Source organism: Streptomyces sp. NPDC094034 (assembly GCF_040303865.1).
Classification (GTDB): domain Bacteria; phylum Actinomycetota; class Actinomycetes; order Streptomycetales; family Streptomycetaceae; genus Streptomyces.
On the sequence record NZ_JBEOUD010000018.1, the window covers coordinates 112,668 to 124,273 of the forward strand.

At 67.8% G+C, this 11,606-nt stretch carries 12 protein-coding genes; all 12 read right to left on the minus strand.

The features are described from left to right. Window positions 1–34 precede the first annotated feature (34 nt). Entirely contained in the window at window positions 35–481 is a 447-nt protein-coding gene (locus ABTZ59_RS18280) for a DUF2550 domain-containing protein (RefSeq protein WP_351400267.1), read from the minus strand. A 127-nt stretch (window positions 482–608) separates the two neighbouring features. Continuing rightward, window positions 609–983 carry a F0F1 ATP synthase subunit epsilon gene (locus tag ABTZ59_RS18285; protein ID WP_351399751.1) on the minus strand — a complete coding sequence of 125 codons (375 nt, stop codon included), beginning with the start codon at window positions 981–983 and terminating at the stop codon, window positions 609–611. Window positions 984–1,105: 122 nt separating this feature from the next. Continuing rightward, window positions 1,106–2,560: a F0F1 ATP synthase subunit beta gene (atpD, locus tag ABTZ59_RS18290; RefSeq protein WP_351399769.1), complete on the minus strand. Its 1,455-nt coding sequence runs from the start codon at window positions 2,558–2,560 to the stop codon at window positions 1,106–1,108. Further along, a complete protein-coding gene (locus ABTZ59_RS18295) occupies window positions 2,560–3,513 on the minus strand; it encodes a F0F1 ATP synthase subunit gamma (RefSeq protein ID WP_351399785.1) in 954 nt (317 codons plus the stop codon). The genes atpD and ABTZ59_RS18295 overlap by 1 nt, the downstream gene beginning before the upstream one ends. 20 nt (window positions 3,514–3,533) lie before the next feature. Beyond that, a complete protein-coding gene (gene atpA, locus ABTZ59_RS18300; RefSeq protein ID WP_030351995.1) occupies window positions 3,534–5,129 on the minus strand; it encodes a F0F1 ATP synthase subunit alpha in 1,596 nt (531 codons plus the stop codon). A gap of 177 nt (window positions 5,130–5,306) precedes the next feature. Continuing rightward, window positions 5,307–6,122, minus strand: a complete 816-nt coding sequence (locus tag ABTZ59_RS18305) for a F0F1 ATP synthase subunit delta (protein ID WP_351399811.1) — start codon at window positions 6,120–6,122, stop codon at window positions 5,307–5,309. After that, window positions 6,119–6,673 carry a F0F1 ATP synthase subunit B gene (locus ABTZ59_RS18310; protein WP_351399824.1) on the minus strand — a complete coding sequence of 185 codons (555 nt, stop codon included), beginning with the start codon at window positions 6,671–6,673 and terminating at the stop codon, window positions 6,119–6,121. Before ABTZ59_RS18310 ends, ABTZ59_RS18305 begins: the two co-directional genes overlap by 4 nt. A 41-nt stretch (window positions 6,674–6,714) precedes the next feature. Beyond that, window positions 6,715–6,960, minus strand: coding sequence for an ATP synthase F0 subunit C (gene atpE / locus ABTZ59_RS18315; RefSeq protein WP_129771293.1), 246 nt, complete (start codon window positions 6,958–6,960; stop codon window positions 6,715–6,717). Between the two features lie 73 nt (window positions 6,961–7,033). Beyond that, window positions 7,034–7,852 (minus strand): F0F1 ATP synthase subunit A, encoded by an 819-nt coding sequence (gene atpB / locus ABTZ59_RS18320; RefSeq protein WP_503003074.1) that lies wholly within the window; start codon window positions 7,850–7,852, stop codon window positions 7,034–7,036. 228 nt (window positions 7,853–8,080) lie between these two features. Beyond that, a complete protein-coding gene (locus ABTZ59_RS18325) occupies window positions 8,081–8,518 on the minus strand; it encodes a Cg1360 family ATP-synthase-associated protein (RefSeq protein ID WP_351399838.1) in 438 nt (145 codons plus the stop codon). Window positions 8,519–8,792: 274 nt separating this feature from the next. Beyond that, window positions 8,793–10,145, minus strand: coding sequence for an MraY family glycosyltransferase (locus ABTZ59_RS18330; RefSeq protein ID WP_351399859.1), 1,353 nt, complete (start codon window positions 10,143–10,145; stop codon window positions 8,793–8,795). Window positions 10,146–10,290: 145 nt separating this feature from the next. After that, entirely contained in the window at window positions 10,291–11,547 is a 1,257-nt protein-coding gene (gene glyA, locus ABTZ59_RS18335; RefSeq protein ID WP_351399877.1) for a serine hydroxymethyltransferase, read from the minus strand. Between the last annotated feature and the right edge of the window lie 59 nt (window positions 11,548–11,606).

Below are 11,606 nucleotides of genomic sequence, written 5' to 3' on the forward strand. Positions count from 1 at the left end.
CATGCCCGGCCAGACCCTGACAGCGGGTCAGGGCTCAGGCCACATTCACCCGCTGACCCGGCGGAGCCGCCTCCAGCCAGGCCAGAAAGCCGGTGAGGGCGTCATCACTCATCGCCAGCTCCAGCCGGACCCCGCGGTGCGCACAGCCCAGGACGACCGCGTCGGAGAGCAGCGCCAGCTCCTCCTCGCCCTCGGGCGCGCGGCGCGACACCACTTCGATCGCGGAACGCTCCAGCGTACGGCGCGGGCGCGGGGCGTAGGAGAAGACCCGGAACCAGTTGATGCGGTCGCCGTTGTAGCGGGCCACGCCGTACACCCAGCCCTTGCCGGAGAGATCGGGTTCCGCCGGCACGTTCCAGCGGAGACTACAGTCGAACGTTCCGCCGGAGCGCTGGATCAGCCGCCGGCGCAGACCGAAGACGAAGAGCCCCACCGCAACCAGTACGACGACCAGTCCGCAAATGAGCAGAGCGAGGACCATCAAACACCGACCTCCTCGCCTCATTCAGTACCGGAACAGGAACCGCACCCGCATCGCCTCAGCCGCGACCCGGTCCGGAGGGATCCGGAACGAGCCGCGGCTGAGGATAAATCCGTGATAGCAGTGCTCAGCGCACCGCCACCGCACGCAGTCGGACATCGGCGCGCCGTTCGGCGGCGTCGTCCTCAGCCGACTTCGCGCGTTCCAGCGCACGCTCGGCGCGCTGGGTGTCGATCTCGTCCGCCAGCTCGGCGATCTCCGCCAGCAGCGAAAGCTTGTTGTCGGCGAACGAGACGAAACCGCCGTGCACAGCGGCCACGACTGTTTCGCCCGCACTCGTACGAATGGTCACCGGGCCCGACTCCAGCACACCGAGCAGCGGCTGGTGACCGGGCATGACGCCGATGTCGCCGGACGTGGTGCGCGCGACGACCAGGGTGGCCTCGCCGGACCAGATACTGCGGTCAGCGGCGACCAGCTCGACATGCAGCTCAGCAGCCAAGGGTGGCTCCTCGGGTCACCACCCGGCCGTATCGCCGGGTGTTGGCTTCAATTCTATGGGGTGTCGATAAGAGCGTCGGAGGGGGGCGGGAGGTACCCGCCCCCCTCCGTGCGCCCGACGGCTCAGGAAACGCCGAGTTCCTTGGCCTTGGCCTTCAGGTCGTCGATGCCACCGCACATGAAGAACGCCTGCTCGGGGAAGTGGTCGTACTCCCCGTCACAGATCGCGTTGAACGCGGCGATCGACTCGTCGAGCGGCACGTCGGAACCGTCCAGACCGGTGAACTGCTTGGCGGCGTGGGTGTTCTGCGACAGGAAGCGCTCGACGCGACGGGCCCGGTGGACAACGAGCTTGTCCTCCTCGCCCAGCTCGTCGATACCGAGGATCGCGATGATGTCCTGGAGGTCCTTGTACTTCTGCAGGATTCCCTTGACGCGGCTGGCCGCGTCGTAGTGCGCCTGCGAGATGTAGCGCGGGTCCAGGATGCGGGACGTCGAGTCCAGCGGGTCCACCGCCGGGTAGATGCCCTTCTCCGAGATCGGACGCGACAGCACGGTCGTCGCGTCGAGGTGCGCGAAGGTCGTGGCGGGCGCCGGGTCGGTCAGGTCGTCCGCGGGGACGTAGATCGCCTGCATCGAGGTGATCGAGTGACCGCGGGTCGAGGTGATGCGCTCCTGGAGCACACCCATCTCGTCCGCCAGCGTCGGCTGGTAACCCACCGCGGACGGCATACGGCCGAGCAGCGTGGAGACCTCGGAACCGGCCTGCGTGAAGCGGAAGATGTTGTCGATGAAGAGCAGCACGTCCTGCTTCTGCACATCGCGGAAGTACTCCGCCATGGTCAGCGCGGAGAGCGCCACACGCAGACGCGTGCCCGGCGGCTCGTCCATCTGGCCGAAGACCAGCGCGGTCTTGTCCAGCACGCCCGACTCGGTCATCTCGTCGATGAGGTCGTTGCCCTCACGGGTGCGCTCACCGACACCGGCGAACACGGAAACACCGTCGTGCAGCTTGGCCACACGCATGATCATTTCCTGGATGAGGACGGTCTTGCCGACGCCCGCACCACCGAACAGACCGATCTTGCCGCCCTTGACGTACGGGGTCAGCAGGTCGACGACCTTCAGGCCGGTCTCGAACATCTCGGTCTTCGACTCAAGCTGGTCGAAGGCCGGAGCCTTGCGGTGGATCGGCCAGCGCTCGGTGATCTGCGACTCGGCCTCGGGCTCGTTCAGGATCTGACCGAGGGTGTTGAACACCTTGCCCTTGGTCACATCGCCGACCGGCACGGTGATGCCGTCGCCCGTGTCGGTCACCGGGGCCTGGCGCACCAGACCGTCGGTGGGCTGCATCGAGACCGCGCGGACCAGACCGTCGCCCAGGTGCTGGGCGACTTCGAGGGTCAGCGTCTTGAGCTTGCCCTCCTCGGCCGGGTCGGCGACCTCGACATGCAGCGCGTTGTAGATGTCCGGCATCGCGTCGACGGGGAACTCCACGTCGACGACCGGGCCGATGACCCGGGCGACGCGGCCCGTGGCCGTGCTTCCCGGGGTGGCCGCCTCAACTGTGGTCGTCATTAATTTTCACTCCCCGCGGTCGCGTCGGCCAGGGCGCTGGCGCCACCGACGATCTCGCTGATTTCCTGGGTGATTTCGGCCTGGCGGGCCGCGTTGGCAAGCCGGGACAGGCTCTTGATGAGGTCCCCGGCGTTGTCGGTCGCCGACTTCATCGCGCGGCGGGTGGCAGCGTGCTTGGAAGCCGCGGCCTGGAGCAGCGCGTTGTAGATACGGCTCTCGACGTAGCGCGGCAGCAGGGCGTCGAGGACGTCCTCCGCCGACGGCTCGAAGTCGAAGAGCGGAAGGATCTCGCTCTTCCCCGTGGCGGCAGCCGCTGATGTTCCGGTCGACTCCTCGGCCGCCCCCGCTGACGCCGGCGTCAGGCTGAGCGGCAGCAGCCGGTGCTGCACCGGCGTCTGCGTCAGCATCGACACGAACTCGGTGAAGACGATGTGGAGCTCGTCCACGCCGCCCTCGGCCGTGTCCTGCTGGACGGCCGCGATCAGCGGCGCCGCGACCTGCTTGGCGTCCGCGTACGTCGGGCTGTCGGTGAAGCCGCTCCACGAGTCCGTGACCTTGCGCTCACGGAAACCGTAGTAGGCGACACCCTTGCGGCCGACGATGTACGTGTCGACCTCCTTGCCCTCACCGCGAAGCCGCTCGGTGAGCCGCTCCGCCGCCTTGATGGCGTTCGAGGAGTAGCCGCCGGCCAGACCGCGGTCGCTCGTCACGAGCAGGACCGCGGCACGGGTCGGCGTCTCCGCCTCGGTGGTCAGGGGGTGCTTGGTCGTCGACCCCGTCGCCACCGCGGTGACCGCGCGGGTCAGCTCGGTCGCGTACGGAGTGGAGGCCGCCACCTGGCGCTGCGCCTTGACGATGCGCGAGGCGGCGATCATCTCCATCGCCTTGGTGATCTTCTTGGTCGCGGTGACGGATTTGATGCGACGCTTGTAGACCCGGAGCTGGGCTCCCATGAGTCAGGTCCCTTCCGTCGTCACTTGGAGACGCTGACGGCCGGCGCGTCGTCGCCGAGGAGCTTGCCGTCCGAGGTCTCGAACTGCCGCTTGAAGGCGGTGATGGCGTCCGCGATCGACTGGATCGTGTCGTCGGACATCTTGGCGCCCTCGGCGATGCTGGTCAGCAGGTCCTTGCGCTCGCGGCGCAGGTACTCCAGCAGCTCGCTCTCGAAGCGACGGATGTCGGCGACCGGTACGTCGTCCATCTTGCCGTTGGTGCCGGCCCAGACGGAGACGACCTGCTCCTCCACCGGGAACGGCGCGTACTGCGGCTGCTTCAGCAGCTCGACCATGCGCTTACCGCGCTCCAGGGACGCCTTGGAGGCCGCGTCCAGGTCGGAACCGAAGGACGCGAACGCCTCCAGCTCACGGTACTGGGCGAGGTCCACCCGCAGTCGGCCGGAGACCTGCCGCATCGCCTTGTGCTGGGCGGAGCCACCGACTCGGGAGACCGAGATACCGACGTTCAGCGCGGGCCGCTGGCCGGCGTTGAACAGGTCGGACTCCAGGAAGCACTGTCCGTCGGTGATGGAGATGACGTTGGTCGGAATGAACGCCGACACGTCGTTGGCCTTCGTCTCGACGATCGGGAGACCCGTCATCGAACCGGCGCCCATGTCGTCGGAGAGCTTGGCGCAGCGCTCCAGCAGACGCGAGTGCAGGTAGAAGACGTCGCCCGGGTAGGCCTCACGGCCCGGCGGACGGCGCAGCAGCAGGGACACGGCGCGGTAGGCGTCGGCCTGCTTCGAAAGGTCGTCGAAGATGATCAGGACGTGCTTGCCCTGGTACATCCAGTGCTGGCCGATGGCCGAGCCGGTGTACGGCGCCAGGTACTTGAAGCCGGCCGGGTCGGACGCGGGGGCGGCGACGATCGTCGTGTACTCAAGCGCGCCCGCCTCCTCCAGCGCACCGCGGACACCCGCGATGGTGGAGCCCTTCTGGCCAATGGCGACGTAGATGCAGCGGACCTGCTTGTTGGTGTCGCCCGAGCGCCAGTTGTCGCGCTGGTTGATGATCGTGTCGACGGCCAGAGCGGTCTTGCCGGTCTGCCGGTCGCCGATGATCAGCTGACGCTGGCCACGGCCGATCGGCACCATGGCGTCGACAGCCTTGTAGCCGGTCTGCATCGGCTCGTGGACCGACTTGCGGACCATGACGCCCGGGGCCTGCAGCTCCAGGGCGCGGCGGCCTTCGGTCTCGATCTCGCCGAGGCCGTCGATCGGGTTGCCGAGCGGGTCGACCACGCGACCCAGGTAGCCCTCGCCGACAGCGACGGAGAGGACCTCGCCGGTACGGGTGACCGACTGACCCTCCTCGATACCGCTGAACTCGCCGAGGATGATCGACCCGATCTCGCGCTCCTCAAGGTTGAGGGCGAGGCCAAGGGTGCCGTCCTCGAACTTCAGCAGCTCGTTCGCCATGGCCGAGGGCAGACCCTCGACCTTCGCGATGCCGTCACCGGCCACGCTGACCGTACCGACCTCCTCGCGCGAGGCCGCGTCCGGCTTGTACGACTGGACAAAGTTCTCCAGCGCGTCCCGGATCTCCTCCGGCCGGATCGTGAGCTCCGCCATCTGGGTTCCCTGCTCTCCTTGTTGGGCCCGAAGTTTCTTTGGGGGTCTGCGGGTCTGGGGGCGACCCCCAGGAATCTTCTGCAATTTCTGCACGGCCCAACCGGGCCGCTGGTGTTGCTCTGTTCTGTTGCCTGCGTCGGTGTCGCCTGCGTCGACGGACGGCCGCGCCGCCCGCCGTCAGCCCGCGAGTCGCCGTTCCGCCTCTTCGAGACGGTTCGCGACGGTGCCGTTGATGACCTCGTCGCCCACCCGCACCGAGATCCCGCCGAGGACCTCGGGGTCCACGTCCAGGTTCAGATGCATCGGGTGGCCGTACAGTCCGGCCAGAGCGGCGCCGAGACGCTGCTTCTGCCCGTCACTGAGCGGCACGGCCGAGGTGACGATGGCGACCATCCGGTCCCGGCGCGCCGCGGCGAGCCGGGACAGGGTCTGGAGACCCGCTTCCAGGCTACGTCCCCGCGGCCGGGTGACGAGACGCACTACCAGACGCTCGGTGGCCGGATTGGCCCGGCCGCCCAGCAGACTGTTGAGAAGGCCGGTCCTGGCGGTGGTCGTCGCCGACCGGTCGGTCAGCGCGGCCCGCAGCGCGGGGCTGGACTCGACGATCCGGCCGAACCGGAACAGCTCGTCCTCCACGTCGTCCAGCGAACCCGCCTGCTGAGCGGAGGTGAGCTCGGCGGTCGCCGAAAGCTCCTCCACCGAGTCCACCAGGTCACGCGGCTGCGACCAGCGGGAGCGGACCATACCGGCGACCAGATCGGCGGCCGGACCGCCCACCTGTCCGCTCAGCAGCCGTCCGGCCAGCTCCGCCTTGGCCTCGCCTGCCTGCGCCGGGTCGGTCAGGACCCGACGCAGCGAGACCTCACGGTCGAGCAGCGCGGTCACGGCGGCCAGCTCCTCGGCGAGCTTCGCCGCGTCGACCGACGTGGAGTCGGTCAGCGCGTCAAGACGCTCACGCGCGGCGGCCAGCGCCTCGCGGCTCGCTCCGTTCATCGCGTGGCCTCGGCCTTCGAAGCGCCGTCCTCAAGCTCGTCGAGGAAGCGGTCGATGGTGCGGCTCTGCCGGGCGTGGTCCTCAAGGGACTCCCCGACCAGCTTGCCGGCCAGTTCGGTGGCGAGCTTGCCCACGTCCTGACGCAGCGCGCTGGCCGCGGACTTGCGGTCGGCCTCGATCTGGGCGTGACCGGCGGCGACGATCTCTTCACGCTGCCGCTGACCTTCCGCCCTCATCTCCTGGATGATGACGGTGCCCTGCTCAGTCGCCTCCTGGCGGAGACGGGCGGCCTCGTGCCGGGCCTCGGCGAGCTGAGCCTTGTACTGCTCCAGGACGCTTTGCGCCTCGGTCTTGGCCTCCTCCGCCTTCTCGATGCCACCCTCGATGGCCTCGCGGCGCTCTTCCAGAACCTTGTTGATGTTCGGGAGGAGCTTCTTGGCGAGGAAGAAGAAGACGATGGCGAAGGCGATCAGCCCGACGAGGAGCTCCGGTCCGGGCGGGATGAGCGGGTTCTGCTGCTCCTCCGCCGCCAGGGATACCAGCGCGTTCACATCAGTGCCTTTCGTCGTAATGGGCTATTCGTCCCAGAACGTCAGCTGCCGTAGACGAACGGCATGACGATGCCGATCAGGGCGAGCGCCTCACAGAAGGCGAAACCGAGGATCTGGTTGGTACGGATCAGGCCGGCGGCCTCGGGCTGACGGGCCAGCGCCTGGGTGCCGTTACCGAAGATGATGCCGACGCCGACGCCGGGGCCGATGGCCGAGAGACCGTAACCGATGGAGCCGAGGGCCTTGAGGTCACCGGTGACGGCGGCGAGGTTCGAGAGAGCGGACATGCCGGTTCTTCCTTCTCTTTCACGGACCGGTGGGGGTTGGCCACCGGACGACAGGGGTGAGTGTGGAGCGGGCTCAGTGGCTCTCGGCGACTGCGCCCTGCAGGTAGGTGCAGGCCAGGAGTACGAACACGTAGGCCTGGATGGCCTGGACGAACAGCTCGAAGACGATCATGCCCATGGTCATCACGAACGAGACGCCGGCGGCCGGGATCAGGAAGCCGTTCAGCAGGTACCAGCTGGCGACGGTGAACATCACGAGCAGCAGGTGACCGGCGAACATGTTGGCGAAGAGCCGGACCATGTGCGTGAACGGCCGGACGAGGACGTTCGAGAAGAACTCGATGAGCACGACGAGCGGCAGGACCGGGCCGAGCGACTTGTCGTAGCCGGTGACGTTCTTCAGTCCGCCGACGAATCCATGGCGCTTGAACGTCACGGACATCCACATCAGGTACACGATGATCGCGAGACCCGCGGGGTAGGCGATGACGGAGGCGACCGGGAACTGGGCGAGCGGGACGACCGACCAGATGTTCATGATCCAGACGAAGAAGAACAGCGAGACCATGAACGGTACGTACTTCTCGCCCTCGCGCTTGCCCAGCGTCTCGTAGACGATGCCGCGGCGGACGAAGTCGTAACCGGCCTCACCGATCATCTGGACCTTGCCGGGGATCAGCTTCGGCTTGTTGAAAGCCATCCAGAAGAAGCCGACCACGATCACCGAGGCGAGCAGCGCCAGCAGCATCGTCTTGTTGAAGTAGAAGCCGCCGACCTCGACGATCGGCTTGAAGAGGAAGGAGTGCAGGCCCGGAGCCGGAAAGCCGCAGCCGTTGTCGGCCAAAATGCGGCAACTCCAGTCGAAGGCGAGCGTCGTCTGGTCAGCACTCACCGCGGGCTCCTTCAGAGTGGCGCATAGGTACGGCAACCTCGTTGTGTCGGTGCGGCGCAGGGCCGCGGTTCGGCACCGGACAGGTCTTACAGGTGTGGGAGCGGCAGCTCTCGGGCTTCAAGCCTCGCGTGAGAACAGGCGTCAGCTCGGATGCCCGCGCCCGCAATGCCGCAGTTGGCACCGGACGATAGCAGGGTTCCGAACGGGTACTTATCCCGGCCCTACTCCTCACGCCGACGACCCCGTCTTCTCGGCCTTACCGGCGGTCGAAGACTCGGGTTCGACGTAGAGGATCTTGGCCTTCATGTGTGCGCGCGCCTGAGCGGAAACCCAAGCGACGGTCGCCACGATCAATGTGATGGCGAACGCCTTCGGGTGGAACAGGGTGGTGTCCTTGAACAGGGCCACGAAGAGGAACAGCAACAGCAGCTGGGCCGTGTAGAGCATCAGCCCCATCGCCTGGAACAACTGCGGGAGCGACGCGGCCGTCCGCTGGAGGACCACCAGCCCGATCCCCATGAAGAGAATGACCACCAGCGTGCCGACGGCGGCTCCCAGAGCCCCCTTGCCGCCCGCGACCACACCGCTGACCACAGCGGCGACAACGCCGACGGCAGCAGTGGGCACGGCGGTGTGAAGGAGGTTCCGGACGTCGTTGGACGGCATGGCGGCAGCTCCGCTGAATGGGTGGGGCAGATGGTGTCGTCATGGACGAGCGTAGGCCCGGTCCGAGAGAGGGTTTCTCGGGCCAACGGACCGTCGCACTACGGTCCTTCGGCTCTGTCGCCGGGTCTCGTGAACAGTATCACAAACTATTTGATGAGGTCTTTACCATGGTGGTGTGCTGACTGTCACACATGAGAGTTAACCCGCGCGTGTGCGCACGACAGCGGTGTGTTGTGTCTGGTATTGGGCACCGACGAGCGTAATGGCCCCAGGGTCAGCGCCTGGAATCGGCCTTTCTTCTGTCGGAAAAACGCGATCGGGCGCCGAGGGCGGTCGCCCCGTTGACGCCGGCGGGAACAGGCGTACGCTCCGCCGCGATCTCCTGCGCCCCCAGCGGCTCGGGGACCGGCTCGGGAACGATCTCCTCGTGCGATCCGTCCGGCTCGGCGGCGGCCCGCTTGCGGCGCCGGTAGCGCGGCGGTACGAAGGCCTGCGCCCAGAGCGGGGCCCGCGGCGTGAAGCGCGGCAGCAGCAGGAGCACCAGCCCCACCGCGCTCAGGACGACGACGACCGGCAGGATCCACATCGACGCCGAGTGCACCGAGTACAGAACCACACCGAACGCGATCAGCGCCGACCAGAAGTACATGATCAGGACGGACCTGCTGTGCGAGTGACCGATCTCCAGCAGTCGGTGATGGAGATGCCCACGGTCCGCGGCGAACGGTGACTGACCGTTCCAGGCACGGCGTACGACCGCCAGCACCAAGTCCGCGAACGGGATCGCGATGATCGTCAGCGGCAGCAGCAGGGGGATGAAGACCGGCAGTGCCGCGTGGGTGGCCGCGCGTCCCGAACCCTCGAAGACCTTCAGGACATCCAGGTCGACCTGGCCCGTCACGGAGATCGCGCCCGCCGAGAGCACCAGCCCGATGAGCATCGAACCCGAGTCGCCCATGAAGATGCGGGCCGGATGCATGTTGTGGGGCAGGAAGCCCACGCACATGCCCATCAGGATGACGGCGAAGAGCGTGGCGGGGGCGGCGGCCTCGATGCCGTACCCGTACCAGAGCCGGTAGGTGTACAGGAAGAAGGCGGTGGCGGCGATACAGACCATGCCGGCCGCGAGCCCGTCGAGCCCGTCCACGAAGTTGACCGCGTTGATGGTGATCACCACCAGCGCGACGGTGAGCAGCGTGCCCTGCCAGGAGGTCAGCGAGACCATGCCGATACCGGGCACCGGGATCCACAGGATCGTCAGACCCTGCATCACCATCACACCGGCGGCGATCATCTGGGCACCCAGCTTGATCAGCGCGTCGATCTCGAACTTGTCGTCGAGGACACCGATCAGCCAGATCAGGGCGGCGCCGGAGAGCAGCGCGCGCGGTTCGTTGGAGAGCTCGAAGACCCCGTTGAGGTTCTGCAGGTTGTCGGCGACGAGCAGTCCGGCGCACAGGCCGAAGAACATGGCGATGCCGCCGAGCCTCGGCGTCGGTTCGCGGTGCACGTCGCGGGCGCGGATCTCCGGCATCGCGCCGGTCGCGATGGCGAACTTCCGCACCGGGCCGGTCAGCAGATAGGTCACCGCAGCCGTCACACAGAGCGTCAGCAGGTAATCACGCACGGGCTGCCCCACAGGAATCGCTGGCCATCTCAGCCCCACACACTAGCCCGCTCCGGATCCACCGATGGAAACCGAGTCGCCTTATGAGCAAGGACAACGCACCGGGCGAGATGGTTGCACGGCTTCCCGCCCCCGGATGTTCCATTCAGGAAAGGGTCCCATACGGCGGAAAACGCCCGGTCAGGCTCCGTACTTCACCGCGGATCCCCCGCGCCTTCGCGACATCCTCACGCAGCGCCGCGGCGAACAGGGCCGCGATCCGGCGCATTTCCGCCTCTCCCATGCCCTGTGTGGTCACGGCGGCGGTACCCAGCCGGAGACCGCGTCCGTCCGGGTGGGGCAGCGCGCAGGTGTCCAGCACCACCCCGGCGGCGGCCAGCCGGCCGCGGGCCGTCCTGCCCTCCACCCCCAGGGGCGACGGGTCGGCGGTGATCAGATGCGTATCGGTACCACCCGTGGTGATGAGCAGACCCTCCGCGGCCAACGCCTCGGCCAGCGCGCGGGCGTTGGCGACGACCCGGTGCGCGTACGCCGTGAACGCCGGGGTCGCCGCCTCCCCGAAGGCGACCCCCTTGGCCGCGATCGTATGCATCTGCGCGCCGCCCTGTGTGAACGGGAACACCGCCCGGTCGACACGCTCCGCGTACTCCTCGTCGCACAGGATCATCCCGCCGCGCGGTCCGCGCAGCACCTTGTGTGTCGTCGCGCACACGACATCGGCGTACGGGACGGGATTGGGCGCCGCTCCCCCGGCGACCAGCCCGATCGGATGCGCGGCGTCCGCGATCAGATACGCGCCGACGTCGTCGGCGATCTCCCGGAACGTCTCGTAGTCGATGTGCCGGGGATAGGAGATCGAACCGCAGACGATCGCTTTGGGCCGGTGCGTCCGCGCCAGCTGGTGCACCTGCGCGTAGTCGATGATCCCGCTCTCCGCGTCGACCCCGTACCCGACGAAGTCGAACCAGCGCCCCGAGAAGTTGACAGGCGCGCCATGGGTGAGATGCCCGCCATACGGCAGCCCCATGGCCAGCACGGTGTCTCCCGGCCGCAGCAGGGCGGCGTACGTGGCCAGGACGGCGGAGGAGCCGGAGTGCGGCTGTACGTTGGCGTGCTCGGCCCCGAACAGCGCCTTCGCCCGCGCGATCGCGATCCGCTCGGCCGCGTCGACCAGCTCGCAGCCGCCGTGGTGGCGGGCGCCGGGATAGCCCTCGGCGTACTTGTTGGCGAGCGGGGAACCGAGCGCGGCGAGGACGGCGGGCGACGTGAAGTTCTCGGCGGCGATCAGTTGAAGACTGTCCGCCTGCCGACGTGCCTCTCCGAGGATGACCTCGGCCATCTCGGGATCCTGCCGCCGCAGGGCGTCCGACGCTGTCGTATGGGGTGCGGTGACAACGGACATGGCGGACTCCGGACCTCGGAGGGGTGCGTGCCTTCCAATGTAGGCGGGCGGGCACGCCG

Bases quoted from the DNA above. Each gene is read 5' to 3' on its own strand.
- ABTZ59_RS18295 (WP_351399785.1), bottom strand. From the start codon at position 3,513: ATGGGAGCCCAGCTCCGGGTCTACAAGCGTCGCATCAAATCCGTCACC.
- ABTZ59_RS18305 (WP_351399811.1), bottom strand. From the start codon at position 6,122: ATGAACGGAGCGAGCCGCGAGGCGCTGGCCGCCGCGCGTGAGCGTCTT.
- ABTZ59_RS18325 (WP_351399838.1), bottom strand. From the start codon at position 8,518: ATGCCGTCCAACGACGTCCGGAACCTCCTTCACACCGCCGTGCCCACT.
- atpE (WP_129771293.1), bottom strand. From the start codon at position 6,960: ATGTCCGCTCTCTCGAACCTCGCCGCCGTCACCGGTGACCTCAAGGCC.
- atpA (WP_030351995.1), bottom strand. From the start codon at position 5,129: ATGGCGGAGCTCACGATCCGGCCGGAGGAGATCCGGGACGCGCTGGAG.
- ABTZ59_RS18280 (WP_351400267.1), bottom strand. From the start codon at position 481: ATGGTCCTCGCTCTGCTCATTTGCGGACTGGTCGTCGTACTGGTTGCG.
- glyA (WP_351399877.1), bottom strand. From the start codon at position 11,547: ATGTCCGTTGTCACCGCACCCCATACGACAGCGTCGGACGCCCTGCGG.
- atpD (WP_351399769.1), bottom strand. From the start codon at position 2,560: ATGACGACCACAGTTGAGGCGGCCACCCCGGGAAGCACGGCCACGGGC.